We start from the raw sequence: 26,891 nt of genomic DNA on the forward strand, positions 1-26,891 counted from the left end.
GACAAATAAGGAGAATAATGGTGTTATTACTGGAGGAAATTTATAAAATCAAAAAACCTCAGTATTCCCAACATTTTAATTTGCGAGTTCAGCGAGGATTAAGCTGGTTAAAGAAGTCGATCGAGCTGGATCAGGAGCTGGAATTTAAGTTTATCAGCCTATGGATCAGCTTTAATTCTATTCATGCCCATGAAGGCGCGGCCAATCCGGAGCAGCATTGCCTGCATCAATTTCTGGAACAGCTTTGCCAAAAAGATGTGGACCAGAAGCTGAGCCATATTGTCTGGGAGAAATACAGTCAGCCAATTTTATCCCTTTTGGACAGCCCTTATACTGATCAGGGTTTCTGGGATTATCGCCATCATAAAATCAGCCTGCAAAGTTGTCAGGAAGCATTAGCCCAGCAAAAACACCAGCTGCAACAAGCGTTGCAAGAGCGTAATTTAAGCAAAATTTTATTTGCAATTTTTAAGCGTCTATCCACCTTACATCAACAAATGTTGCAGGGGGGCACCACCTGTCACAGTGCGCTGAATCGAAAACAGTTACAGGATGGCTGCCGGGTTCTCGCCACCTTAATGCCGGTCTTTATCCATATCCTGCTAGAAAATTCGGCTGCACTGGATTCGGGCAAGCCATTTTATCCGGCTGTACAAATGAGTTAATGTTGAGTCCGTATGCGAGATTGTTGCCATTGATCAAGCATTATAAACAGGATAGCGCCGAGGGCCAGGCCAAGACCGAATAGACAGGTCATCTTCCAGCCACCGTGATGCCAGGCATATACACCAAGTGCAGAACCACAGGCGCCACCAACAAAATACAAGGTCATATAAATAGAGTTAAGGCGTGATTTGGCATCTGGGCGTAACTGGAAAATCACGTTCTGATTGCAGCTATGGATAATCGCCAGGCCAAGGTTAATCAGGGCATAGCCGATTATATAACTGATTAAGAACATGCCGCCAAAATATAAAAATAACCAGCTTCCGGCCAGAAGCGAACCGCCCATCCAACTCAGCTGCTTGATATACCCCAGATCAGCCCATCTGCCAATAAACCGTGTCGACAGTGCACCAAAGACACCCACTATAGTCACCAGACCGACTGTTACATCCGAGAGGAAGAACGGTTGCTGGGTTAACAGTAAGGCAATTGTAGAAAATAGCATACTCATCGCGGCAAAGGCACAGGCCCCGATTAGCGAGCGAAGTAGCAAGCGTGGTTCCTCACGCAGTAAAAGTCCCATGGACTTGAAAATAACGCCATAAGTCAGGCGCATACGCGGCATATTCGGCAGTTGACCTTTCAGATAAACACCTAGAACCAGCAATGACATGCTGCTCAGGGCATAAATTGTTTTCCAGTGAAACAGTTCAGAAAGCAGTCCCGAAATACTGGTGGAAAGTAAAATACCCACCAGTAGGCCACTCATCAGAAAACCCACCACTTCTCCAGTTTTTTCCGGTTTGACCGCCATCGTGGCCAAAGGAATTAAAATCTGCGCAGCCACCGAAAATAATCCGGCAAGCATCGTTCCGATCCAGAGCATAGGCAGGTTGGTGGCCATGGCACAGATCAGCAAGCCCAGGGCTGCACCAAACATTAACCAGGGGATTAATCTGGTTTTATTCAGCATATCGCCCAAAGGTACAATAAACAGCAGGCCTAGGGCATAGGACACCTGAGCAATAGTCACGGTAAGAGCCACCTGAGATTCAGGTACCTGATAGTATTCCTGAATGGAAGAAATTAAGGGCTGAGCATAATAGTTGGCCCCGGCACATAAACCGCATGCAATCGCCATCAGCCATAAGAGGGATTTATTTTGACTGATATCGAGAGAGGGTTGCATAACAGGTACCTTATATGAGGGGGAAAGCAGCCGCAATTGCAGCAAAAAATACAGAAATTGCAGATACTATAGACCAGAAATTTGGATGATAAAGGTAGCAAATATAACTAGAACTGTAACGCAAATGGAGATTGTTAAACTGCTTAAACGAGTCTCTACGCGGGATTTCGACAGATGAGAGTTAATTAAGCGCATATATTTTGGGCAGGAACAGGGGAAATAGCTCCCATGCTACTGAACTTATAGAAAGCTGCCGGGCTTGTTGTAGAGTAAAAAACAAAAACTGGATCACTCTTCGCCCAACTTTGGTGCAAAAGAGCAGGAGTAGAGATTTAACCTGGGGATTGAGTATTAATTCAGGAAATAGTTCAGAATATTTTTTCAAGGGTTCAGCCTTCAGTTTTAGACTTACATCGCATGCGTCCAAGTCATAAAAATAAGCCGGACTTATCACAATTAATTCATATTTTTTATAAGTAAACGCCTAAAAAGTTATAGGAAAACAGAGGGTTTTTATGCAAACGTCTTTGCTGGAAAGATCAGCCTAAAGTTGTCAAAAAAGTCAAAAACTCAACCCCACATGCCGGAAAAAGTACCCTATTAGGGGCTTTAGCAGAGCTTTGGGAAAATACCCGACCGAGCTAGAAACATCAATTTTTTTGTCAGAATAATCAATGTAACAAAATAAATCAGAATACTGGAGGTGCTTAAAAGACAAGAAAGCTGGTTTATTCTTCAAAAAAATAAATATCGTTTATAAATTCGGCAAATCAAAACATAAGGCCGAACTGAAGAATATTATATGAAACCATCATTTTTATGAATCATCAGTTCAAAATATGGGTATTTATTAAATAAATAATAGGTAGTATTTTCTAGAAGTTTATTTAGAATCCAAAAATTCAACAAAAACACATCCTGAGGGGAAACATCGTCAATCACGATGTTTACTTAAGAAAAATTAGCTTGAGGAACGCTCATGCAGATTGGAATTCCAGCCGAAACTGTCATCGGTGAAAATCGCGTCGCTGCGACGCCTGAGACAGTAAAGAAATTGATCAGCGCTGGTCATAGTGTGGTGATCGAACGTGGTGCAGGGCTAAAAGCTGCCTATATTGACAGTGCCTATGAGCAAGTTGGCGCCAAAATTACGGATGATGCCTACACCGGTAGCCAGATGATTTTGAAAGTTCGTGCACCGAAAGGTGAGGAAATTCAGAAGCTGTCCGCCAATACCACGGTGGTGGCAATGTTTGATCCATACCGCAATACCGAGCTTGACCAGTTCGCGGCACAGAATGTGTCTGCATTTGCACTTGAGCTTTTGCCGCGGACTTTGTCCCGTGCGCAAAACATGGACGTATTGTCATCGCAAGCCAACCTGGCAGGCTATAAGTCTGTGCTTTTGGCGGCTGCTGAATACCAGCGCATGTTTCCAATGCTGATGACTGCTGCGGGTACGGTGAAACCGGCCCGTGTGGTGATCATGGGGGTCGGGGTGGCTGGTCTGCAAGCGATTGCGACCGCGAAGCGTTTGGGTGCCATCGTTGAAGCCACAGACCTGCGTCCAACTGCCAAAGATCAGGTTGAATCGTTAGGTGGTAAATGGTTAGACGTACCGATGTCTGCTGAAGAGCAACAAAAAGCGGCAGATGCTGCCAAAAATGGTTATGGGTGGATGCCGGGTGAACAGTACATCCAGGATCAGGCCATTATTGTCGATAAAGCGGTATCGAATGCAGATATCGTGATTACCACTGCGCTATTGCCAGGCCGTGATGCACCGCGTTTAATCCGAGCTGAAACTGTAGCCAAGATGAAACCGGGTTCCGTGATTCTGGATATGGCGGTGGAATCCGGCGGTAACGTTGAAGGTTCAAAGTGCGGCGAAACTGTTGTCACTGAAAACGGTGTGAAGATTCTGGGTGTACCCAATATTCCATCGACGGTATCGACTGAAGCATCAGCGCTCTATGCACGTAACGTCTATAACTTTGTAGAAACCCTTTTTGATGCTGAGAAGAACTTTGTTCTGAATCAGGAAGATGAAATTCAAAAAGCCCTACTTGTCACTCACGGCGGCCAAGTGCTGTTAAAACGTGGTTAAGGAGCAGACTCATGGTTGAAACAATTACGATTTTTGTCCTGGCCATCTTCGTGGGTTACTACGTGGTTTGGGGCGTAACTCCTGCACTGCATACCCCCTTGATGGCGGTGACCAATGCCTTGTCTTCGATCATCATCGTAGGAGCGATGATTCAAACTGTTGGCTTGCCAATGGTGGGCGTAGAAGGCAGCGTACATTTCCAGACCATCAATGTGGTCAGTGTACTGGGTGCGATTGCGGTATTTCTGGCCAGCATCAATATTTTTGGTGGCTTTGCCGTGACTGCACGGATGCTGGAAATGTTCAAACCGAAGCAAAAAAAGAAAGAGGGCTAATCCATGGAATTTATTAAAGACTATGCGGATTGGTTCTACCTGGTAGGTGCCGTACTTTTCATCTTAACGCTACGAGGTTTGTCGGGCCCTAAAACTGCGATTGCAGGTAACCGCTACGGCATGATTGCCATGGCAATTGCAGTGATCACCACTTTCTTTGTGGCTGATAATCCTGTGATCTGGATGATTGTTGGAGCTATGCTGCTGGGTGGGGTTGTAGGAATTGCGCGTGCACGTACTGTGCCCATGACCCAAATGCCGGAAACAGTAGCTTTGATGCACTCTTTGGTGGGTCTGGCAGCGGTACTGATTGCTGTCGCCGCGATTATCCATAACAACAAGCTGGCTGAACTGGGTCCAGACCTGTTGACAGCCAATGGTGTGACTTTCCATGAAATGAGCAAGGTTCATTTATTTGAACTGTTTGTAGGCTGTTTCGTCGGAGCGATTACCTTTACTGCATCTGTATTTGCCTACGGTAAACTGGCGGCAAAAAAATGGGCCAAAACCATTTCAGGTGGCTGGGTCAAACCGGTTCAGGCACTAATCTTTATTGCCATGCTGGCAGCAGGGGTTTACTTCTTCCTGACCGGTAATATGAACGCTTTCTGGATCATGACAGCTCTTGCGCTAGCCTTTGGCTGGGTGTGGATTGCCCCAGTGGGTGGGGGTGACATGCCGGTTGTGGTTTCTCTGTTGAACTCATTCTCAGGCTGGGCAGCGGCAGGCATTGGTTTCACGCTAGAAAACAACATGCTGATTGTTGCAGGTTCATTGGTCGGTTCCTCTGGTGCGATTCTGTCTTACATCATGTGTAAAGCCATGAACCGTTCCATTATCAACGTACTGTTTGGTGGAGCGATGGGTGGCGGTGCTGCACTGGCAGCAGCAGCGGGCGAGCAAGTACAGCGTAACCACCGTTCAGGTTCAGCAGATGATGCCGGCTTCCTGATGTCAAATGCGGACAGCGTAGTCATTGTACCGGGTTATGGTATGGCACAAGGCCGTGCGCAAAATGCGGTCAAAGAGCTGGCAAACTTGCTGAAAGAGCAGGGCGTAACAGTTCGTTTCGCGATTCATCCGGTTGCAGGTCGTATGCCAGGTCACATGAACGTACTGCTTGCTGAGGCAGATGTGCCTTATGAGGATATTCTGGAAATGGACGAGATTAACTCGGACTTCCCGGCAACTGATGTCGTACTGGTGATTGGTGCAAACGACGTTGTGAACCCGGCAGCAAAAGATGATCCAAGTTCTCCAATTTACGGTATGCCAATTCTGGAAGCGCATAAGGCACGTACCATCATGGTGATCAAGCGCTCTATGGCCACTGGTTATGCCGGTCTGGATAATGACCTGTTCTATAATGATAAAACCATGATGATCTTTGGTGATGCGAAAAAAGTGGTTGAAGACATGACCAAAGCTATTAACGGGACAGGTCACTAATCTTGTCATAACCCTCTCCCTTCTTTTTAAAGAAAGGCTGAGTAAGACTAAGAACCACCTTCGGGTGGTTTTTTTATCTTTAATTGTCTCTATGGCTGGCTGAAGGAGAAGAAGAGCAAGGCCAAATATAAAAGTATTTTTATAGTGCGGCGGGTGGTGCCGATTTTTTTTATTCCGGTTTTCGCACAGGTCTTCAGTTGGAAGATGCCACAGATTTGTATCCTGTCAGCATACAGGTCTGTTGTGAGTAGCAGCGGTGTTCAGTATGGTATAAGGTTTCTTTATCAAAAAATGTAATTTATTTTTTTTCAAAACAATAGCTCTGATGATCTATTTTTTGAGTGACCGGACACTATAAAACCCGACATGGATATAGTGCAGCTGTATAGTGCATACAGTCTTAGATTTGAGAGAAATGGGTTTGGTCTAAGAGGGTTTAGCCCGGTTAAGTTTGCTTTGTAATAGCGGACTACAGAGTAAGACTGCGCAGAAAATCAGACTCAACCCCAGCAGGCTGGAAAAATCCGGTACTTCATGCCAGAACACGTAGCCCCAGAGGCCCGCAAAGACAATCGCAATATAATTGACCGGACCAATCTGTCCCGCAGGGGCCAGTTTATAGGCTGTGGACATAAAGAGCTGGCTGATATTGGCCAGAAGTCCGGCGGTAATCAAATAGCCCAATTCAGTCAGGCTGTAAGGGCGCCAGAACCAAAACATGGGAATGACCGAAATTAAGCTGCCGATCAGACAGAAATAAAACACAATGCGTTCCGGAGGCTCGGTCTGAGTTAGAGCACGTACCGTCACAAACGCCATGGCGGCCAGAAAACTTGCTCCCAAGCCAATGACAGCCATCAGGTTAAACAGTCCGGTATCAGGTTTGGCCACACAGATGACACCTACCAGACCAATACTGGCAGCGACGATCATACTGGCTGTGACTTTCTCCTTTAAAAATAGCCAGGCAATTAAAGGAATAAAAATAGGAGAAGAATAGGTAAAGACCATGGCATTTGAAAGTTTCAAATGGGCAATGGCATAAAAGAAGCCATACATAGCCATCAATCCGACCACAGAGCGCCAGATATGCATCCAGATTTTTTCTGTCCGGAAAAAACCAACTCCCTTATTTAAAATCAGTGGGAGAAAAATAAACAATCCAACCACATTGCGGAAAAAGACCACAGTGGCATTGTCTATAGTTTGTGAGGCATAGCGGATACACACACCCATCATTGAAAACAGCAGAGCAGAGCAGGTCAGCAACAAAATCGCTTTAAGCAGATGCGAAGTGGGAGGAGTGGACATGAAACTCAGAGGGCTAGAAGATTGAAACTATTCTAGCCGAAATGGAGTATGAAAGGCTTATTGGCTGTGTGCCAGTTGGGCTTCAAGTAGCTTGATCTGTTCTTCCTTTAACTGAATCAGCTGGTCGGCATCATTATGCTGAGCTTCTAAGGTCGCTTTCTGGTCGTTGAGCTGGGCTTGCAGATCTTCCAGTTTGGCTACTTCTTCTTTGGCCAGTGCAGGCGTGGTCGGAACGGCTGTGTTCATAATATCGTCCGTCACCAGAACCTGTGGTGCTGCGGATTCGTTCTGGCGGCCAGCAGATTCCTGAAGTGGCTCAGCCACAGGTGGAGCCGCTGGACGAGTGATCACAGTCTGTTCCTGTTCAGTGGTGGCTGCGGGCGCATGATTTAGCCATTGATAAACCACGACCAATATTGCCACAGCACTTAAAGCCCCAATGATTCCTATCAAAAGTTTAGGATTATTCCTTTGTTCTACTGACATCGCTTGAACCCGATTTTATTTTGCTGAACGAGGTTTAAACTGAACCACACCGACTTCATCCGGAGCAGCTGGTGTTTCAGGTTGATCGATATGCGTCGGGCGGTTTTCTTCATAACCACACTCGATACATTCAATCCACTCATTTTCACCAGAGGTCAGCATGACAACCCGGTCCAGTGCCTGGCATTTTGGACATTTTGCGCCTGCAATGAAACGACGTTTAATGGTCATCATACTCACCTTGTGATCAACTTAAAAAACCTAGTTTAAGCGTTTTTAGACGCGTTCGTCCAACCTTGATGACGTAGTAACGCATCTATTTTTGGCTCGCGTCCGCGGAAATTGATAAATGCATCAAGTGCCTGATCTTTTCCGCCAACTGCTAGAATATTCTGTCTAAACTGCTTTCCGGTTTCAGTGTTAAAAATGCCTTCATGTTCGAAGCGTTCAAAGGCATCACTGGCCAAAACCTCTGCCCATTTGTATGAATAATAGCCAGCTGCATAGCCGCCTGCGAAAATATGACTGAAGCTGTGCTGAAAACGGTTATAGGTAGTGGTAGGCAAGACCGCATATTTTTGACGGATCTCATTCAGGCAGTTCTGAATCTGCTCGGCATTGAGGGCCGGATGGGCACGGTGGATGCTTAAATCAAATAAGGCAAATTCAAGCTGACGCAATGTCTGCATACCTGACTGGAAAAAACGGGCATCCAGCAAGGATTTCAGCAGCTCTGCTGGTAAGGATGCCTGGGTTTCAATGTGTGCACTGAGCAAGTCCAGACTTTCCTGATCCCAGGCCCAAAATTCCATAAACTGGCTTGGCAATTCGACAGCATCCCAAGCTACGCCGTGAGTCCCTGCCACCGCAATATTGTCGACTTCGGTCAGCATGTGGTGCAGGCCATGGCCAAACTCATGGAACAGGGTGATGACTTCATCATGGGTTAATAAGGCAGGGCGATTGCCTACCGGTGGGGTAAAGTTACCCACCATATAGCAAATCGGTTTTTGTAGGCCATTTGCAGTTTGCATCCGTGAACGGAAGCCGCTCATCCAGGCACCACCGCGTTTACCCTGACGGGCATACAGGTCGAAATAGAAACCGCCAATCACCTCACCTTGATCTTCCAGTTCAAAATAACGCGCATCTGGATGCCAGACGGGTGCTTCACGTTCAATGACCTGAATGCCGTATAAACGGTTCACAATACTGAACAGACCTTGCAGGATTTTCGGTGCAGGGAAATACGGCTTTAGTGCTTCCTGAGACAGGTTAAACTGCTGCATTTTCAACTTTTCTGAATAATAACCACTGTCCCAAGGCTGTAAGTCAGTAATGCCGTCTTCCGCTGCAATCGCTTTCAGTTCAGCAATTTCTTTTTCAGCCGGGGCACGCGCATGCGCTGCCAGATCACGTAAAAAATCATCTACAGCATCGACACTGGGCGCCATTTTACTGGCCAGAGAATATTCAGCATAATTGTTAAAGCCGAGGAGCGCAGCCATTTCCTGACGCAGACTTAAGATTTCTTCCATCACAGGGGTATTGTCAAACTCAGACTTATCGGACTGATCTGAAGCACGTGTGGTATAGGCTTTATAGATTTCCTCGCGCAGACTGCGGTTTTCAGCATGGGTCATGATGGCCAGATAAGACGGAAAATCTAAGGTCGCCACTGGCTGATCCAGTTCATGCTGTTTGCCATATTGTTTAAGCAGTTCAATATGGCTTGCCGATAAACCTGCCAGCTCATCTTCATTTAATGGCCGGAAGTAGGCTTGAGTCGCATCCAGCACATGATTGGAAAAGTCCGAAGAAAGCTGGGATAAACGTGCGGAAATGTCTGCATAACGTTTTTTGGCCTCACCTTCCAGAGCGACACCGGACAACTTAAAGTCACGAAGAGCCAGCTTGACTGCACTTTGCTGTGCGGCAGACAGATTTGCGAACTCAGCTGCATCATGCACATGCTGATAGGTCTGATAAAGGGCCGTATGTTGGCCGAGCTGAGTATAGTATTCACTTAAACCCGGTAATAAAGCTTGGTAGACTTCACGGGTTTCGGAATTATTCATCACCGCATTGAGATGTGACAACACCCCCCAAGATTCACTCATATTATTTTCAAGTGTGTCGACATGTTGCAAAATCGCAAGCTGTGCCTGAGCTGACTCCGGCGTTTCAGTGAGTTCATTCAGGAATTTTTGACCTTCAGCAATACAGCTTTCAATCTTTTGTTGGAGTTCTTCTAGGGTAATCTGATCAAATTGTGGAACAGGCAAAGTTGCCTTTTCTAAAGTCATGTTGGTCTGCCAAATTAATTTTCTGTATTGAATCTAGATGTAGGGCCTTTGATTGGGGAAATCAAGGTGGTTAAAGTTTTTTCTCTAGCTTTGTATTTAATATTTTCAATTCTTTATTAATATGTTGCAGTTGTTCAATCAACCCACCCTCAGATGAGGGTAAGGCTGCTAGCTCATTTATATCGATAATGGAAATATTAGTGATTTGAGTTTTCCATACGTTTAGAGGATGTTGATACCAATATGTGGCTTTTATGAGAATAGGATTATTGTCTAAAGCATCTCTAAGGCCGCCGTATTGCCCCCAATCGTATATCTAGCTTTGATTGGGTGGAAATACTTTGACTCCATTTTTTAAAAATACCAGCTTTAAAATCTTGTTTTTCAGAATTTAATTTTTTAATTCCAAATGCCGCGCGCGGGATCGGTCGATCACTAGATATTTTTATATTATGAGCAATAGATTTTCCAATATTTTTAACATGAAGTTGAATTACAGACTCTTTCCCAGAATGAGGGGTAGCAAAAATAATAAGTTGTGGTTGCTGATTGGACTTAAATACTGCGTAGGTTAGGAGTAGAGCCATTAAAGAAGTGATCAAAGTAAAAATAGTTAGGGTATCCATTTTTATAATTTCTCCTATTTTAATATTTTAATTATAGATATAAAAAAGAGCGCCTTAGCACTCTTTTTTATATTACCCTCGGTGAAAACTATTCACCCTGGGATTTTGCATTGGACTTTTTCTTTTTGGCCTTGGCTTTTTTCTTTACTTTATCTTTAGCCTTTGCTTCAGACTTTGCTGCAGATTTTTTAGCAGGTTTTTGACTGTAAGAGCTGGGTTTTCCTTTAGCTTTTTTGCGTCGTATGGGCTGTTCCCCATCTGCGTTCAGACTGGAGCGCGACTCACGCTCACTTTTGCCAAAGACTTCTTCGGTCGCTGCAGGGCGCGATAGCGGTTTCTTGTCGGCCACACGTGGTGCACGGACACGAATCGCCCGACCTGCATGGGTCAGTTGCTGGACTAATTCAAAATCAATCTTACGTTCTGCCAAATTGACACCGGCTACTTTGATTTTCACCTCATCACCCAGACCAAAGACCTGTCCCCGGTTTTGTCCGATCAGATTCTGACTGGCCTGATCGAAGACAAAGAAGTCATCACCGAGCTGGCTAACATGGATCATCCCATCAACATACAGGTCTTTGAGCGTGACAAACAGGCCGAATTCAGCAGTGGCGCTGATCACCCCGATAAACTCATCACCCAGATGTTGCTGCATATAGTGACATTTCAGCCAGGTCGTCACAGAGCGGGAAGCTTCGTCGGCACGGCGTTCTGCGGCCGAGAAATGCTCGCCTGCATCATCTAAAGCGGCACCTGACACCGGGTACGGTTTTTGTGCCAGATGGGTCTTGATCGCACGATGCAGAAGCAGGTCAGGGTAGCGGCGAATTGGCGAAGTAAAATGCGTATATGCTTCATAAGCCAGACCATAATGCCCCGCATTCTTGGCACCATAATAAGCCTGCATCATTGAGCGCAATAACACGGCATGAATACTAGGTGCATCAATCCGGTCCTTGGTGGCTTCAATCACCGCCTGATAATCGGCTTGGGTGGGTTGTTCTGGAAATTGCAGGCCCAGAAGTTTGACAAACTCACGTACTTTCTGGATGCGTGAAAACTCGGGCGCTTCATGGACGCGATACAGCATCGGTACTTCATGCTTGAGGGCATATTCAGCCGCCGCGACATTGGCGAGCAGCATGCATTCTTCAATCAGCTTGTGAGCATCATTACGGGTGCGTGGCAAAATTTCCTTGATTCCGCCCAGCTCATCAAAAGTCATATAGGTTTCGACGGTTTCAAATTCCATCGCATGCCGTTCGGCACGTAAGCCTTTAAGCACTTGATAAAGCTGAAATAGCGTGTTGAGCGATTTACGTACATTACGGTCTTCGGTAATAGCTGTGCTGTCGCCTTCAAAGTATGCAGCCACCTGATCATAGGTCAGACGTGCTTTGGAGTGCATCACTGACGGATAGAACTCATATCCAGTTACCCGGCCAGCACGTGACAGCTTTAAGTCACAGACCATGCAGAGACGGTCAACATCCGGATTTAAAGAACATAGTCCATTGGATAATGCCTCTGGCAACATCGGCAAGACAAAATGCGGGAAATACACAGATGTACCACGCTCTTTGGCTTCATCATCCAGTGGCTTGCCTGGACGGACATAATGGCTAACATCGGCAATGGCCACGACCACCCGATAACCACCGCCCGGGCGTTTTTCTGCATATACCGCATCATCAAAGTCACGAGCATCTTCACCATCAATGGTCACCAGCGCCAGATCACGTAAATCGACCCGGCCTTCGCGGTCTTTGGCTGTCGGCTCTTTAAAGCTTTCAGCCTCATGGATGACTTCTTCCGGAAACTCATAGGGCAGGCCATATTCCAGAATGGTTTGCGGAATAATGATTTCAGTATCGGCCCGATCCGCCATCGACTGGACAATATGTCCGGTAGCAAATTCTTCCTTGGTCGGATAATGGTCAATCGCCACCCGGATCGAATCACCGACTTTGACCTGAGCATGCTCGATCAGCTCTTTTTCAAGAGTAATCGGTTGATGGGCATTCGGGGGCGCAGGTTGTACAAAATATTCACCTTCATACTCTGCCACTTTACCGATGACCTGTTTTACGCGGTGCTGCATAATGTCGGTAATAAAGCCCCAGGCCTTGCCTTTACGATCAATCGAAGTCTGACGCACCTTGATGCGGTCACCATGAAAAACCTGACGCAGTTCACGCTCAGGTAGAAGCAGGTCGTCCTGACCTGAGATGTTCGCCGTTCCCATCCCTTTAGAGTTGATATATACCGTAGCTTCGTATTCGGGCTGTTCTGTGGCAATCTGGAATTTATAACCGTCTTTCATCAGTTGCCCATCACGCACCATGGCGATCATGCGATGACTGAGGGCCTCAATACTTTTTTGATCAGCAATTTCAAAATATTCCACCAGGTCTGCATGGGACTGGGCGTTATTTTTTTCTATAGTTTCGAGAATGAGCGTACGGCTCGGAATCGGGTTCTCATAACGTTCGGCTTCAGCTTTTGCTTCAGGATCGACCCAGTTTTTCATCATGTCTTTAAATTTGTCCTAAGAGGTAGGTTTAGCATAAGTCATGTACGCGCAGACTGCACGTAAATGATTGCAATAATCTATTTAAGCTTTCGGTTGGTGCTGCATTACAGATAATGGGAAATATCCAAGGATTTTCTAGCAAAAAATTGATGAAAACCAGTGAAATTGTTTAAAAAGTATGTAAACGATCAAAAAACTGCATTTTTTTTTCAAGCTGTGCTTGCAGTGCCATGCTGAAATTTGTATTATGGCCGCACGTTACGGTGAGATGGGTGAGTGGCTGAAACCACGTCCCTGCTAAGGACGCATACGGGCAACTGTATCGAGGGTTCGAATCCCTCTCTCACCGCCACGCTTACTTATGTCGCGCTCATAGCTCAGCTGGATAGAGCACTTGGCTACGAACTAAGGGGTCGGGAGTTCGAATCTCTCTGAGCGCACCAATAAGTACAGCAAGAATAACGTATCGCCAATCAGGCAAACAAGTTACGCGCTCATAGCTCAGCTGGATAGAGCACTTGGCTACGAACTAAGGGGTCGGGAGTTCGAATCTCTCTGAGCGCACCAACTTGAACAATCAACCGCTTGCAAAGCGGTTTTTTTGTGCCCAAAATTCACCGTATCCCAAAAAATTCATGCTAAAAATAATGCTCAGGCGTTTCCAAGCCTAGATGGCGTGATACAGGCAGCCGGCGATCTTCTGGTTGGTAAACATACCGTTCAAAGTTTTAAAGCTTGCTGTCCCCAAACATGTCGAGTACTGGTCAGGAAGTAAGAAAATCAATAAATATATTGTCTATGAATCTGGAGCATTCGGTCTGACAAAATGTCCTGATCGTGGAATCGATCAATTATGTATTCAGCATCTGAGTAAAAATAGATTTTAATTGAATTAAATATTAACTTGGTCAATTCTTGGATTTTGCCAGATGTGAGTTATTGCTTTTAGCTCTAAATTTGCAGAAATATTCTTTAAAAAACTTAAATAGGCTCGTATCGTTTAATTACTGTACGTTCAGTTTTAATTTTATTAAAAACACTTAACAACTGATAAAAACTCTATATAATGCACCCCATCAAGACGTCGCGCTCATAGCTCAGCTGGATAGAGCACTTGGCTACGAACTAAGGGGTCGGGAGTTCGAATCTCTCTGAGCGCACCAATCTTGATAAGAATTTTGAAAAAACCGCACATTGATGCGGTTTTTTTTGGTCTATGTTTTTTTTAATATTTATACAAAAAATCAATAATAACAACAAACATCAAGATTTTAATTTTATTGAGTAGCACACCTTGCGGCTGATGCCGATCACCCCACTGCTTTACGGTCACCAGCATTTTATTCGGACTGAGAGCCAACCATTCTAGTTTGTCAGCGCCATAAGAAATCGGCGCATCCAGCATCAGGATGCTGATGCGAGGCTCTCCTAAATGACGTTGCATTAGCCCATTTACTTTAAAATTTAATACCGGAATTGGGAGGTAGCTGATATTTCTGCTGAATAGCCGCCTGCTGGTCAATGACTTTGATTGATATTAAGACAAGATGTCGGACGATGGCTTCGCTATAAAGCTGAGCCTTAGACTGGTGCTGGTCTTAACGATCGACAAAAGGATTCTAGGGGCTGGCTATGCATAAATCAGGCGGCCTGCGCCCGTCAATTCAGCCAGTTACTGGGCATTACGCTGAAATATATCAAGCTTATTGGGCAGATTGGCTGTACATAAGATAATTTTTGCAAAAGCAGATAGGGGTATCGGGAATACGCTACTGATCACTAAATAGGGTGTTAATCTTTTCATTCCATCGCCTAGGCAAGTGTTTTTGATTTAATGAGGATTTGTCTAAACTAAAATCCTGTTATTTCCAAAGCAAAGTTATGTAATTAAGCGCATAAGCCATGAGTTTTAAGCATATTTTGTTATAGTATGGAACAGGATTATATTTTTTGATGTGACGCTATGACTGAGTCAGCACCAACCTTATCGACCCGCTATTTTCTGACTCTGGAGGAGTCTCAGGATGGATTTGCCTTGGCCACTTTTGGCAAAAAGCAGATCAGCCGTTTTCTGACCCCTTTGGTCAGTATCGGGATTATTATCTGGGGTTTTTCCATGGGTTTTGATGGGGTCGGGCGCTATTATGTGGCACTTGGGGCCTTTTTCCTGATATTGCAGGCAATTATGCGTTACTGGTTTTTACCGATGATGTTCAAACGCCAGTTTATTAAATATCAGTTTGGCAAAAGTGAGCAGGGGATTGACCTGTTTCAGGACTATGCGGCAATCTTTAATAATGGACGCAGCAAGATCGTGCATTATAATGAAGTACAAACTTTTGCGATGGGTAAACTGACCTATATGCTGGAACTGAAAAACCGTACAGTTATCATTATCCCTAAGCGTGCTTTTAAAGATACAACTGAACAAAGCCTTTTCGAAAATACTTTCAAGCAATAAGACAGATCAAGATAAGGAACCAGATCATGAGTACCCGTCCATCAAAAATTGTCTGTGTGGGTCGCAGCTATGCAGATCATGCCAAAGAATTGGGGAATGCAGTACCTGATCGTCCTGTCCTGTTTATCAAGCCGCCGAGCGCCTTAAGGTCGCTGGATGCGGGAATTACATGGAATCCGGCTTGGGGCAACTGCCACTATGAGTGTGAGTTGAGTTTGCGTATTGATCGCACTTTAACTCAGGAAAGCGATCCTGCCAAAGTATTAGAGGCGATTGGCGCTGTGACGCTTGGCCTGGATTTGACCCTGCGTGACCTTCAGGATGAGCTCAAGAAAAAAGGCCAGCCTTGGGAGCGTGCCAAAGCCTTTGATGGTTCCTGTATGCTGGCGGACTGGGTACCTGTAGCGGATGTGATCACGGACTGGAAAGATGTGCAGTATACGCTTGACATCAATAACGAGCGGCGTCAAACAGGCGATACGGCTTTATTGATTTTTGATCTTGCTACCTTACTGGTCGAGATCAGTCAGGTATTTACGCTGGAAGCCGGAGATGTGGTGATGACCGGTACGCCAGCCGGTGTTGCTGCCCTGCAATTCGGTGACCGGCTGAACATGACCCTGAAAGGCAAAGAAAAAGACTATCTATGGTCAACTTTTGTGAAATAAGGCCTGATGTTTAGATCAAGGAGCCAAAAGGCTCCTTTTTTTATGATCATCATGGAGTCAGGAGAAGCCGATCGTGGCCAAAGCTATATGCTTTGAGTCAGCGCTTCAATATTTTTAAAGTCTATATTGGATTGTTGCTGCTTTGATCGTATTTTCCTTCAAGTGAAAAGCAAGGTTATCAATCAACCATTATCAGGCCTTAGAGGTTAAAGCATTTGCCCTCATGTTTTATTATGTGGCTTCTAGGGATTACAGCAGGTGATCTTAAATCGGCGGCCAGCAATATTACTGCCCTCTGATAGATCGCCTTAGGTTCTGTGCCGATTCTTTCCCTTCTCACAGCCTTAACTTTATGGGGCGTACATGTGCTTCTACATAAGCTATTTCTGCCCACTGGTGCTGTAATTGGCTGAAAATCTCTAAAGAGTTAACCTCATAGATCGGAAAACCCCTCTCCAGAGAGAGGGGTTGTCTTGTTTATTTATTCCGGAACAGGTCAGATAATGGAAAACTCAACTTATCTTCCAGATATTGATCGGTGGCCAAAATATTAGAAGAAAGTTTCTGCATCCATATTTCCTCTGCGGCAGGATCATTCAGATGCTGCTTGTGCGGCAGAGGATAAGGCAACTGTAAATAAAAATTCCAGAAACTCACCTGATCCAGGTCACGTACCAGCACATATTGATTATCCTCGGTGCATTTGATCAGATTCTGTTTTTCAAACATGTCCACATAGCTAGGCCAGCGTCCAATTTCGTCCTGTCCCAAAACCTCGAGTGCTTCGGCTTCACTGACACATTCACCCGTTTTTTGTTTTTTATAAAATAGTGCCAGTAAATCCAGCAATATAATCATCGGATGGCGTTTGCAGTCACGGCCAGATTCAAAAGCGGTCAGGGCATAACTAATCTCTACGCCCAGCAGGATAATATTCCATGACAGATAAATCCACAGCAGAAAAATCGGTATGGCTGCAAAAGCACCATAGATAATTTCGTAGCTGGTAAAGTTGGTCATCACAAAACCAAACAGGTTCTTGAGCAGCTCAAATACGCTTGCACTAAACAGGCCCGCAATCAGGGCGGATTTGATCGGTACACTTCGGTTGGGAATGGTCCAGTTTAAAATAAAAAAGCCCAAGACCGTTAAAGAAAAAGAAATGATCCAGAGTAGAAAAGTTCCATTCAATTCATATCCGGTAAAATTATTGCTCAGGACATTGAGTGAAGCCAAAGTTGAGGAAATGACAAAGGCACTGCCTAGTAAAATGGGGCCAAGCGAGATAATGGTCCAGTAACGCATAAAGCCTATGAGTCCACCACGAGTTTTATTGACCCGCCAGATCCGGTTAAAGGCAGTTTCAATGCTGCTGAGCATCAGGATGGTGGTCACAAATAAAAACAGCACACCAATCACGGTTAAATTGCTGGATTTATCAGTAAATGCACTGAGTGCCTTGTCAAAAGCAATCGTGGTTTTGGGTAAAAAGTTACTATAAATCAGCTGTTGTAACTGTTGTCGGGCTGGCTCCAGGGCTTTAATGGAGGAGATAATGACCAGAAAGACTGTCAGCATAGGCACCACCGCAAATAGGGTGGTATAGGTTAATGAACCCGCCTGTTCCCGGCAACGATCATGTTCAAAGCGGCCAAGGACAAACAGAATAAATTGAAACCAGTGTTTCTCATAAAAAGGTAACTTCTTTATATAATCCAAAATCATCTGTACTCAATCTCGATTTTTCTAGTCATCATGTATTTTCCCTGACCAGCTTAACCAAAAAAGATGCAAAATACCGTATAGTTTTATTTTTTAGTAATGAATAAGAGTCAGCATGCAACCTTATATCCTTGTTTTATATTACAGCAAATATGGCTCGACCAAAGAAATGGCACATTTGATTGCAAATGGTGTAGAAGCCGCAGGCATGGCAGTAAAAATCCGGACTGTTCCAAATCTTGCCACCGTGGTCACTCAGGCGGAACCCAGTATTCCGGCAGAAGGGGATATTTACTGTACGATTGAGGAACTGGCGCAATGTTCAGGTCTGGCCTTAGGTTCGCCGACACGTTTTGGCAATATGGCCTCTGAAATGAAATATTTTTGGGATCAGACCACCAGTCTATGGTTGAATGGAGCCTTGCATGGCAAGCCGGCCTGTGTGTTTACCGCATCAGGCTCAATGCATGGCGGACAGGAAAGCACGTTGCTGACCATGCTGCCGCCTTTGTTTCATCATGGCATGTTGATTATAGGATTGAGTAATGCGGTGCCCGCCTTATCGAATACCAAAACGGGTGGCACGCCTTATGGTGTCAGTCATGTCAGTGGGCCACGCCATGATCAAGGCTTAAGTCAGGATGAAAAGATTCTTTGTGAGGTACAAGGTAGACGACTGGCCGAAGTTGCCTTAAAACTGCATCAGGGTTAAGCGTTTAAATTCAAGAGGAAATGAGGAAATCATTTCCTCAACTGGCTTAGTCTGTGTTTTGAGCTTTTAGGCTAAATCTATGTTTGCAGCTTAGGCACTGGTAGTCTAAAAAGAGGTTACGGTCTACCGATACACCGGCTTTTTTACCAAGGAAATTGCCTACCACTCCACCAGTAATGCCTACGCTAATGGCTCCAACAAAGGTGCCTACCGTACCGCCTACAATCACGCCCAAAGGCCCGGCAACTGTCCCGATGGCGGCTCCAATCGAAGCTCCGGATGCCGCACCTCCTACGGTTCCCGCCGTCGCTCCTGCTGAAGCTAATAATACACCACCGGTTTTTTTTAATAATTGCTCATGGTCTCGTTTTTCGATGTCGGCCGAACTACATTTAGGACATTGCATAGGTTTTTCCATCAACAATTGGTATTGGTTTATCTAGAGTAGATGACTGTTATGAAGCACATGAATCAATTATTCATTATAGCTAATGGTATAGCGAAGCATGATAAATGCTCTATCGGAAAGCTGCTATATTGATTTGATTCTAGATGAATTCAGGCTAAGGCACTGTATCTTAGCTGTAAATAAACTCATATTTCAATCAAGTAACCCCCCTGCATATCAAAAATAAAGGGTGACACGGTATCAAACCACAACACTGATTTTGATGAAGCATCCGACTGAAAGCTGAGAGTGCTTAAATGATTGCTGCTGATCCTTATGTCGGACTTAAAGGATTGACTCAAGATGGAAGATATTGATCTAAGTCTAAACCTGCAAAGCCTGAGGTGTATATTGCGTTAATCTGGCTGTAAATAAGCTGGATAGTGACTGATTAACTATATTTTCAATAGAATGTGATATTTATACTTATTAAGTAGATGTTTAAATAGAAACATAATTTATCTTATCTTTAAAAATAAAAAGAATAATAGCGCCTGTTTTTTTAGAGTTTTTTTATTATGTGATTTAATTCCTGTTAGATGTATTGGGTATAAGTTGGATAAAACGAAATAAGCATCTTAGAACAGAGGATATTAAGACTATAAAAATGTTTAAAAAAAGCGCCAGATCTGGCGCTTTTAAATGAAATGCTAGGACTTAGTCACGTACGAAATTAACCGTACCATTGGTCAGCGACTTTACACGTGCCAATGATTCAACACGATAGCCTTTTTCAAGTAACAGTTCACGGCCTGGCTGGAAGGATTTTTCAATCACAATACCAATACCGACAACTTCAGCCTTCGCTTGATGAATCAGGTCAGCCAGACCTAGCGCAGCCTGACCATTTGCCAGAAAGTCATCAATGACCAGAACTTTATCGGTTGAGCTGATGTGTTTGTTAGAAATGGCAATCGTACTTTCAGTCTGCTTGGTAAACGAGAATACCTTAGAACGGTATAAATCCTCTTTTAGTGTTAAAGACTGATATTTACGTGCAAAAATCACGGGAACACCCAGTTCCAAACCTGCCATTACAGCAGGGGCAATACCCGAGGCTTCAATAGTAATAATTTTGGTAATACCGCTATCTTTAAACAGACGCGCAAATTCTTGACCAATTTGTTGCATCATTACAGGATCGATTTGGTGATTTAAGAAAGAATCAACTTTCAGAACTTCTTCAGACAGAACGATACCTTCAGCCAAGATTTTCTGTTCTAGTGCATGCACGGGGAGAATCCTCAAAAGCAGGTGCTTTTTCAAGCAAAAGCGTATTGTAAAAAGCACCCGGAAAAAATCAAGCTAAATTCAACAAAAACCTTAGTTGCTTGCCCCTTTATAGTCGGTGAGGAGTAAACCATAGGAGGTTTTCTTGTCAACATGCGTCACTTTGACTGGAAGATAGTCAAGTTTAGGGGCAAGCCAGAAAATAGTTTCACGACCTGCCTTGCTGTGTTTCATCACCACCTTGACAGTATTAAAAGTGCCGTATTTAGTCGTAATATTTTCTGTACCCTGTTTGACAAATTTGCGAGGCTCGATTTCTTTAGCATCCGCAATATAATAGTTGGATTTTAAACCTGATCCTTTCAAATCCTCACGAATCTGCAACTCGGCATTCAGTTCATCCAGTACATCTGCTTTCCAGGCAAAAGAGCGCTTTTCCTCGTCTTTCTGAGTCTGAACTGTTTTACTGGAAGGGTTGAAATTCATAGTCAAGGTGTTGTTATGTACTAGAATTTTACTGTTACGCTTGAAACTGCTTGAACCAATCTTGCCATTATTAAAGGAAAAACGGCTGGTTTCTGTAACAGACGCAATTCCTCCGGCTTTGGCGGCAAAGACATAAGTCCAGTTGTTGCCAGATTTGCTGAGGGTACGAGTCGCAGAACCCAGATTTTTGCCATTATAATTAAATTGATAACTGGCCTGAAAGGGCGCAATAGCAAAAGCCTGGCTCATTCCAGTGAATAACAGTACAGTGCTTAAACCGGCAGTTATTCCTAAAGTCTTGAATACCGTTTTTGCCATACCTAAGTTTCCTGTGTTATTTAAACAGCGCATCTATTGTTAAGTTTACGCTTTATTATTTGGGTGAAATATGGAAATTGAAGGGAGACGCGCCTCAAAACTGTATATTTCATGTAGTCTTTTTCGATTTTGGATAAAAAAATAACATGCTTTTTATTTTAAGCAGGATCTTTTTGTCTGATGGGCGTAACTTTATCGTCATCCACCTCGTCATTATCCATGTCATTACTTCTTGCTTGGGAAAGCTTGCTGAACAGAGCTGTGAGGTTGACGTTGCCGATGACCACCAGCTCCGCTTCACGTAATACGGCGTGATTGACATGAACTTTGGCCAGCGTGTCGATTACAGAGCGGTTCTTGCCTAGCCAGCGATTCAGATCTAAATACAATAAGTCATCGATTACTTTAATTACGCCTAGTTTTTCCAAAATCATGCCGAGCGGATCTTTGTTTAAAACACGCTGATAGAAAAACAGCGCAAAGCGAACCCCCAATTTATAGAAAATATTTGGATATTTGGCATCAATCAGTTGGGTATCACTGATCTGCTCAAATACAATCAGTTGGGTTGCCTTATTTAGCTCCATCTGCACCAGCTTCAGGTCTACTGATAAAGTTACTACTAGTCCCTTGTAGTCCAGTGTGGCATACAGGCGTAACCAGTCATCATGCAGATCGGCATGCAGATCTTTAAGAGCAGCAACGTTGTCAGTGACAAAGCGCTGGAAGGTGGCATTCAGGAAAACTTGTGATAATGGAAATTCACGCTCATCCTCAATAAATCCCTCGGCCTTTTGATAGGCTTGACGGAGTCGTTGAGAAATATTGGAAATAAGCGTTTGCATACTGAAGCATCCTGGCGGTTATATTTTTTGATTCGGAAGTTATCTTGTCGAATTATATAAAAAATACAAGAGTTCACGCTTGAAGTTTAGCAAAATAAATTGCACCATTTTTAGGGTTTTGGTTATGTAGCGTTAATGGTTTGATGCAATTGGCATTTTTAAAAATAAAATGTGATGTCATTTTGCTTAAATGGCGCTGTGAATATTTTTTTTGGGGAATGAACTCGGCCTGAGTTCGGCAAATGTGATGAATCATGATATTAATGCCTCTGGTTAAAGTCTGGTGGAAAGATCCAGTTTTTAGCAGTGCCGTGCTGGCAGCAGTGGTCTTGCATCTGGTGGTGCTGACTCTGGAATTTGCAATGCCGCAGGATGAGAAAACCTCGACCAAGGAAATTGCCGTGAGCCTGCGTCAAAGTGAAAATAAAGTTGAGCAGGCAGATTTTCTGGGGCAGACCGATCAGCAGGGTTCAGGCAAGTTTCGCGAAGTACATCGTATGTCGAGCGATCAGCCATCGCCTTTTGCGGAACAAAAGGCCGGGGAAGAGCAGCAGGACAGCCCGGATATGCTGCAACAGCAGCGTGAGCTGAGCTTTGAAGAAAAAGTCCTGATGACGACTTTAAGCTGGCAAAAACAGGCGGAAGAAAATCAGCGGAAGAAAATGCAGGAACAGCTCAATAGCCAGTTCCAAGCCAAAGCCGCCATGGTCGCAAGTCTGGAAGCGCAATATTTACAGCGACAGCAAAACTTTAGTCGTCAGCAAAAGATTAAAACAGTGGATGGTATTCAGGCCAAGCAGGATGTGTCAGCGGCTTATTTGGAAAAATTCCGTCAAAAAGTGGAGTTTTATGGTAACCGCTATTATCCGGATGCCGCCCGACAGCAAAATCTGGCTGGTGAAGTGCGCCTGATGGTCATTTTAAACCAGAACGGTGGAATTCGGGCGATTCGCCTGATTGACAGTTCGGGACATCATTTGCTGGATGAAGCAGCCAAAGCATCAGTGCGTAAGGCTGCACCTTTTGGGGCTTTTGACAGCAAGATGAAAGATATTTCTGAACTGCGTATTATCCGAACCTGGCGCTTTGATCCGGCAGAGGCAGAATTTGAAGTACGTTAATCCGGCGCTGTTTCATAATGGCGTAGTGTCTTGCAGACATCCATGCTGAAATAGCAATACCAGTTCTCTTTACCGAATTGTTGCACGGCCTGGTGTTCAGCGTCCTGATGCCAGGCATGAATATCCTGCAGGCTGCTCCAGTAGGAAAGTGCAACCTCAGTTATTCCTTCAGTTAAACTTTCATAATGCTGAAATTATTCTTCCACACGATGATAATAATCGTGTTCTCCAGAACTGTTCCAAATCACATTTAAAAATTTGCCTTCAATTTTTAGATGCTTTGGAAAAATCCTCAGATGCTTTTTATATTTACGCTCAGGTTTTAAACCGATGCAGTTGCCATTTTTCCACCATCTACCTTCAGCATATTGCTCTAGGGCTCCATAAGCCAGATACCATTTAAATTTACCTTCAGGCAATAACAGCATTTCAGAGCCTGTTTCCATGACGCCATTTAAATAATAATGACCTGTCCAGACTTCATCTGCTTTTTGAAACGGGGTTTCTTTACATACCGTCTTTGAACTTGCATAAAGCGTTGAAGATAGAAGGGAAGTACCCACGAGTAGCAATACCAGAAGAATCTTTTTCACTTTTATCCTGAACTTTAGCTAATCAGCTTTATTGTTATGAGCTGTATTTTATAGCTTTGGTTGAATTAAGTAGCATTGACTTGATTGCTATTTACAGGCATAAAAAAGCGAGCCTAAGCCCGCTATTCTTAATAGTGAAATCTTAATTTTGTTCCAGATAAGGATTGTCAATACCAAGTTTAGCCAGAATGTCGATTTCAATACCTTCCATTTCTTCGGCATCTTCATCTGAAGTTTCGTGATCATAACCCATTAAATGTAATATGCCATGCACCAGCATATGGGTGAAATGTGTCAGAGGAGCTTTGTCTTGCTCAGTGGCTTCCTGTAAGACCACTGGAATACAAATCACCAGATCGCCAATCGGAAAGGCATCCAGAAATTGTGCCATTTCATCTGGAATATCACTGGGAAAGGACAAGACATTGGTCGGTTTATCTTTGCCACGATATTCCAGGTTGAGCTTATGACTTTCATCATGATCGACACAGGCAATCCCCATTTCGCAATCACTTTGGGTGCTGATATGGCGTAACACAGTTTCTGCGACTTTTTTAATATAGGCACGTTTCAGCACCAGCTCAGGTGACTGAAAGTTTTGCTGCAAGGAAAGATTGAGTTTCAAAATGAATCCTTAAATAATTTAGTCTTGATGTTGCTCATCCGCTTTTGCATCATTGTCCGCAACTAAAGCTTCTTGACGGGCTTTGCGTTCCGCACGCTGTTCTGCCGTTAGACGTTGCTGTTCGCTATCCCAGCCTTCATAGGCTTCAACAATTTTCTGCACCAATTGATGACGTACCACGTCGCGTGAGTGGAAGCGAGTAATATGAATTTCTTTGATCTTGTCAATGACACGTAAGGCATGCGCCAACCCAGATTGTTGACCACGCGGTAAATCTACCTGTGTGATGTCACCGGTGATAACCGCACGCGAACCAAAACCTAAACGGGTCAGGAACATCTTCATCTGTTCTGGTGTGGTGTTTTGTGCTTCATCTAAAATGACAAAGGAGTGGTTTAAAGTCCGACCACGCATATAAGCCAGCGGTGCCACTTCGATAATTTGACGTTCAATCAGCTTGGCCACTTTTTCAAAGCCCAGCATTTCATACAGGGCATCGTAAAGAGGACGCAGGTAGGGATCAATTTTTTGGCTCAAGTCACCTGGCAAAAAGCCGAGTTTTTCACCGGCTTCAACCGCGGGACGCACCAGTAGAATACGCTGGATTTCATTACGTTCCAGCATGTCGACAGCAGCTGCTACTGCAAGATAGGTTTTACCCGTACCGGCAGGGCCAATACCAAACGAAATATCACTTTGCAAAATGCGCTGAACATAACGCTTCTGGTTGGCACCACGCGGATTAATGCGTCCTTTACGGGTTTGTAACCAAACGGCATCCAGACCAGTATGTTCCTGATCTTCAATATCTTCCTGAAGCTCGAGGTCAGTCTGACTGCCTTGAATCATCATATGCAGGGTGTCGGCACTGATTTGCTGGCTATGTTCAGATTCTTCGTGCAGGCGCTGTAAGAGCGTTTCCGCTCTTTCCACAGCAGCGATTCCACCATCGATAAAGAAACTTTCACCTCGATGGGAAATTTTGACATCTAAACGTTGTTCAATTTGCTTCAAATGACCGTTATAAGTGCCCAAAACGGCTTGTAAACGGTCAATTGAAATTCCAGGGAAAGCTACTGTACGTCGAATCGTTGCAGTCAAGAGTGTTCCTTATACAAGTGTCGGTATATCCCCTACATTACGCCACGTCAGGCTCAAGATTCAAGAGTTCACCGTAAACAAAATTTAAAGTTTTAATTTCGGTAATTTCAATTTCGGCAAAACGTCCAACCCAAGCTGGATCGCCAATAAATGAGACCAAACGGGTATTATCAGCCGTGCCTATAAGCAGGTTTGGATCTTTATCGGATACTTTCTCAATCAGCACACGCTGAATGCTGCCGAGCATGGCATCAGTTTTCTCAATACTTGAATGTTTGATCCATTGCTGAACTTTAGCCAGGCGTTCTTTTTTTACGACTTCAGGTGTGGTGTCTTCAAGCTCTGCCGCCGGTGTACCAGGGCGTTTTGAATAGATAAAGCTATAAGAGTGATCAAAATCCAGGTCTTGGATAAACTGATAGGTTTCTGCAAAGTTTTCATCAGTTTCACCCGGGAAGCCAATGATAAAGTCTGACGACAGGTGCATATCGGGACGGACTTTACGCAGCTTGGCAATCTTTTCGATATAGACATCAATGGTGTGGTTGCGCTTCATCGCTTGCAGAACATCATTGGAGCCGCTTTGGACCGGCAAATGCAGGTGTGACACCATCTGTGGCAGATCGCGATAGCATTGGATCAGATCATCATTGAATTCCAGTGGATGCGAAGTGGTATAACGGATGCGGCCAATACCCGGAATTTCTGCAACTAAACGTAACAAGTCGGCAAAGGTACAGATGTTGCCGTCAAAAGTTTCCCCACGGTAGCCATTGACGTTTTGACCGAGCAGAGAAATCTCACGTACGCCTTTTTCAGCCAGACCTGCAATTTCTGCCAGCACATCATCCAGCGGGCGAGAAACTTCTTCACCACGCGTATAAGGTACGACACAGAATGAGCAATATTTTGAACAGCCTTCCATAATCGACACAAAGGCCTTATAGCCTTCCACACGCGGTTCAGGCAGGAAGTCGAATTTTTCAATATCTGGAAAGGAAATGTCCACCAATTTGATTTTTTCTTTTTTAGGTTTTTCGACCTGTTCAAAATGCTGATCGAGCATTTGCGGTAAACGGTGCAGGGTTTGTGGACCAAAAATCATATCCACATAATTGGCACGTTTTTGAATATTGTCGCCTTCCTGAGAGGCCACGCAACCACCGACCCCGATAATCAGATCAGGATTCTGTTCTTTGAGCTTGCGCCAGCGGCCCAGTTCAGAAAAGACTTTTTCCTGTGCCTTTTCACGGATTGAGCAGGTGTTCATAAGCAGTACATCGGCTTCTTTGGGATTGCTGGTCAGGACATAACCATGTGAGTCGCCCAACAGGTCTGCCATACGATGACTGTCATACTCATTCATCTGACACCCTTGCGTTTCGATATACAGCTTTTTGACTGAAGGATCGCTGGCTAGGGTGTGCGCTGGCTGGGTAACAGTGTTTTCTGAGGCAGCTGGGGCACCATTCGGAATGAAGGTTTGAACCGTCATGAAGGCTCCTACAAAATAATAGCTCGAATGTGAATGAACTGGCAGTTGATGAACA

Annotated in this window: 25 protein-coding genes and 4 tRNA genes; 12 read left to right on the forward strand and 17 right to left on the reverse strand. The window is 44.4% G+C overall.

The features are described 5' to 3' along the window. The first annotated feature begins 20 nt into the window (after positions 1 to 20). Positions 21 to 665, forward strand: coding sequence for a hypothetical protein (locus NI467_RS09735; RefSeq protein ID WP_253152691.1), 645 nt, complete (start codon positions 21 to 23; stop codon positions 663 to 665). Here the strand turns inward: NI467_RS09735 and NI467_RS09740 are convergent. Continuing rightward, entirely contained in the window at positions 662 to 1,855 is a 1,194-nt protein-coding gene (locus NI467_RS09740) for an MFS transporter (protein ID WP_174659278.1), read from the reverse strand. The genes NI467_RS09735 and NI467_RS09740 overlap by 4 nt on opposite strands. Before the next feature lie 979 nt (positions 1,856 to 2,834). Here NI467_RS09740 and NI467_RS09745 point away from each other — a divergent pair. From NI467_RS09745 to NI467_RS09755, 3 genes are read left to right on the forward strand one after another with little or no spacing between them, the layout of a single operon-like run. Further along, complete coding sequence (locus NI467_RS09745) at positions 2,835 to 3,962, forward strand: Re/Si-specific NAD(P)(+) transhydrogenase subunit alpha (RefSeq protein ID WP_174659279.1); 1,128 nt, start codon at positions 2,835 to 2,837, stop codon at positions 3,960 to 3,962. Between the two features lie 11 nt (positions 3,963 to 3,973). Further along, positions 3,974 to 4,297 carry a proton-translocating transhydrogenase family protein gene (locus tag NI467_RS09750; protein ID WP_151205399.1) on the forward strand — a complete coding sequence of 108 codons (324 nt, stop codon included), beginning with the start codon at positions 3,974 to 3,976 and terminating at the stop codon, positions 4,295 to 4,297. A gap of 3 nt (positions 4,298 to 4,300) precedes the next feature. Further along, positions 4,301 to 5,746: an NAD(P)(+) transhydrogenase (Re/Si-specific) subunit beta gene (locus NI467_RS09755; protein ID WP_151205398.1), complete on the forward strand. Its 1,446-nt coding sequence runs from the start codon at positions 4,301 to 4,303 to the stop codon at positions 5,744 to 5,746. Between the two features lie 426 nt (positions 5,747 to 6,172). Here the strand turns inward: NI467_RS09755 and NI467_RS09760 are convergent, their stop codons facing one another. From NI467_RS09760 to rnr, 6 genes are all read right to left on the reverse strand, one after another. Beyond that, on the reverse strand, positions 6,173 to 7,057 hold the full coding sequence (locus NI467_RS09760) for a DMT family transporter (RefSeq protein WP_253152678.1): 885 nt from the start codon (positions 7,055 to 7,057) through the stop codon (positions 6,173 to 6,175). A gap of 57 nt (positions 7,058 to 7,114) precedes the next feature. After that, the gene (locus NI467_RS09765) at positions 7,115 to 7,543 is read right to left on the reverse strand and encodes a hypothetical protein (protein WP_253152680.1); all 429 of its coding nucleotides are present in this window, start codon (positions 7,541 to 7,543) and stop codon (positions 7,115 to 7,117) included. Positions 7,544 to 7,558: 15 nt separating this feature from the next. Then, on the reverse strand, positions 7,559 to 7,768 hold the full coding sequence (locus NI467_RS09770; protein WP_171478860.1) for a YheV family putative zinc ribbon protein: 210 nt from the start codon (positions 7,766 to 7,768) through the stop codon (positions 7,559 to 7,561). Positions 7,769 to 7,809: 41 nt separating this feature from the next. Next, a complete protein-coding gene (locus NI467_RS09775) occupies positions 7,810 to 9,864 on the reverse strand; it encodes a M3 family metallopeptidase (RefSeq protein WP_253152692.1) in 2,055 nt (684 codons plus the stop codon). A 269-nt stretch (positions 9,865 to 10,133) separates the two neighbouring features. Further along, positions 10,134 to 10,475 (reverse strand): hypothetical protein, encoded by a 342-nt coding sequence (locus tag NI467_RS09780; protein WP_253152682.1) that lies wholly within the window; start codon positions 10,473 to 10,475, stop codon positions 10,134 to 10,136. An 88-nt stretch (positions 10,476 to 10,563) separates the two neighbouring features. After that, a complete protein-coding gene (gene rnr / locus NI467_RS09785; RefSeq protein ID WP_174659283.1) occupies positions 10,564 to 13,011 on the reverse strand; it encodes a ribonuclease R in 2,448 nt (815 codons plus the stop codon). A gap of 262 nt (positions 13,012 to 13,273) precedes the next feature. On the opposite strand from rnr, the gene NI467_RS09790 reads away from it, so the two are divergent. The 4 genes from NI467_RS09790 (at position 13,274) to NI467_RS09805 (ending at position 14,174) form a co-directional block, all read left to right on the forward strand. Next, positions 13,274 to 13,363: transfer RNA gene (locus tag NI467_RS09790), tRNA-Ser, on the forward strand. A gap of 14 nt (positions 13,364 to 13,377) precedes the next feature. Then, a tRNA-Arg gene (locus NI467_RS09795) sits at positions 13,378 to 13,454 on the forward strand. Positions 13,455 to 13,501: 47 nt separating this feature from the next. Further along, positions 13,502 to 13,578, forward strand: a tRNA-Arg gene (locus tag NI467_RS09800). Positions 13,579 to 14,097: 519 nt separating this feature from the next. Continuing rightward, positions 14,098 to 14,174, forward strand: a tRNA-Arg gene (locus NI467_RS09805). A gap of 62 nt (positions 14,175 to 14,236) precedes the next feature. Here the strand turns inward: NI467_RS09805 and NI467_RS09810 are convergent. Beyond that, positions 14,237 to 14,455, reverse strand: coding sequence for a hypothetical protein (locus NI467_RS09810; RefSeq protein WP_174659284.1), 219 nt, complete (start codon positions 14,453 to 14,455; stop codon positions 14,237 to 14,239). Between the two features lie 519 nt (positions 14,456 to 14,974). Here NI467_RS09810 and NI467_RS09815 point away from each other — a divergent pair. Next, a complete protein-coding gene (locus tag NI467_RS09815; protein ID WP_174659285.1) occupies positions 14,975 to 15,472 on the forward strand; it encodes a YcxB family protein in 498 nt (165 codons plus the stop codon). Between the two features lie 26 nt (positions 15,473 to 15,498). Beyond that, positions 15,499 to 16,140: a fumarylacetoacetate hydrolase family protein gene (locus NI467_RS09820; RefSeq protein WP_174659286.1), complete on the forward strand. Its 642-nt coding sequence runs from the start codon at positions 15,499 to 15,501 to the stop codon at positions 16,138 to 16,140. A gap of 477 nt (positions 16,141 to 16,617) precedes the next feature. On the opposite strand, the gene NI467_RS09825 is transcribed toward NI467_RS09820, so the two are convergent. After that, entirely contained in the window at positions 16,618 to 17,865 is a 1,248-nt protein-coding gene (locus tag NI467_RS09825) for a YihY family inner membrane protein (RefSeq protein WP_151204921.1), read from the reverse strand. Positions 17,866 to 17,977: 112 nt separating this feature from the next. Between NI467_RS09825 and wrbA the strand changes: the two genes are divergently transcribed. Continuing rightward, positions 17,978 to 18,574, forward strand: a complete 597-nt coding sequence (gene wrbA / locus NI467_RS09830) for an NAD(P)H:quinone oxidoreductase (protein ID WP_174659287.1) — start codon at positions 17,978 to 17,980, stop codon at positions 18,572 to 18,574. A 46-nt stretch (positions 18,575 to 18,620) separates the two neighbouring features. Here wrbA and NI467_RS09835 read toward each other — a convergent pair whose 3' ends face one another. The 4 genes from NI467_RS09835 to NI467_RS09850 form a co-directional block, all read right to left on the reverse strand. Then, positions 18,621 to 18,992 (reverse strand): hypothetical protein, encoded by a 372-nt coding sequence (locus NI467_RS09835; protein WP_174659288.1) that lies wholly within the window; start codon positions 18,990 to 18,992, stop codon positions 18,621 to 18,623. Between the two features lie 687 nt (positions 18,993 to 19,679). Beyond that, positions 19,680 to 20,255 carry a xanthine phosphoribosyltransferase gene (locus tag NI467_RS09840; RefSeq protein ID WP_151204924.1) on the reverse strand — a complete coding sequence of 192 codons (576 nt, stop codon included), beginning with the start codon at positions 20,253 to 20,255 and terminating at the stop codon, positions 19,680 to 19,682. 90 nt (positions 20,256 to 20,345) lie between these two features. Further along, on the reverse strand, positions 20,346 to 21,056 hold the full coding sequence (locus tag NI467_RS09845; RefSeq protein WP_253152684.1) for a DUF3108 domain-containing protein: 711 nt from the start codon (positions 21,054 to 21,056) through the stop codon (positions 20,346 to 20,348). Between the two features lie 158 nt (positions 21,057 to 21,214). After that, positions 21,215 to 21,901 (reverse strand): hypothetical protein, encoded by a 687-nt coding sequence (locus NI467_RS09850; protein ID WP_253152686.1) that lies wholly within the window; start codon positions 21,899 to 21,901, stop codon positions 21,215 to 21,217. 263 nt (positions 21,902 to 22,164) lie between these two features. Here NI467_RS09850 and NI467_RS09855 point away from each other — a divergent pair, with 263 nt between their 5' ends. Next, positions 22,165 to 23,022, forward strand: coding sequence for an energy transducer TonB (locus NI467_RS09855; RefSeq protein WP_171478839.1), 858 nt, complete (start codon positions 22,165 to 22,167; stop codon positions 23,020 to 23,022). Positions 23,023 to 23,216: 194 nt separating this feature from the next. Here the strand turns inward: NI467_RS09855 and NI467_RS09860 are convergent, their stop codons facing one another. The 4 genes from NI467_RS09860 to miaB all read right to left on the reverse strand — a co-directional run bounded on the left by NI467_RS09860 (position 23,217) and on the right by miaB (position 26,836). Then, positions 23,217 to 23,615, reverse strand: coding sequence for a hypothetical protein (locus tag NI467_RS09860; RefSeq protein ID WP_253152688.1), 399 nt, complete (start codon positions 23,613 to 23,615; stop codon positions 23,217 to 23,219). A gap of 142 nt (positions 23,616 to 23,757) precedes the next feature. Further along, positions 23,758 to 24,240, reverse strand: a complete 483-nt coding sequence (ybeY, locus tag NI467_RS09865; protein ID WP_174659292.1) for an rRNA maturation RNase YbeY — start codon at positions 24,238 to 24,240, stop codon at positions 23,758 to 23,760. Positions 24,241 to 24,258: 18 nt separating this feature from the next. Next, positions 24,259 to 25,341, reverse strand: coding sequence for a PhoH family protein (locus NI467_RS09870; RefSeq protein WP_174659293.1), 1,083 nt, complete (start codon positions 25,339 to 25,341; stop codon positions 24,259 to 24,261). Positions 25,342 to 25,378: 37 nt separating this feature from the next. Further along, positions 25,379 to 26,836: a tRNA (N6-isopentenyl adenosine(37)-C2)-methylthiotransferase MiaB gene (miaB, locus tag NI467_RS09875; protein ID WP_174659294.1), complete on the reverse strand. Its 1,458-nt coding sequence runs from the start codon at positions 26,834 to 26,836 to the stop codon at positions 25,379 to 25,381. Positions 26,837 to 26,891: the final 55 nt, after the last annotated feature.

Origin of the sequence: Acinetobacter sp. S4397-1 (assembly GCF_024129285.1) — a bacterium.
In the GTDB taxonomy this organism is placed as follows: Bacteria; Pseudomonadota; Gammaproteobacteria; order Pseudomonadales; family Moraxellaceae; genus Acinetobacter; species Acinetobacter lwoffii_C.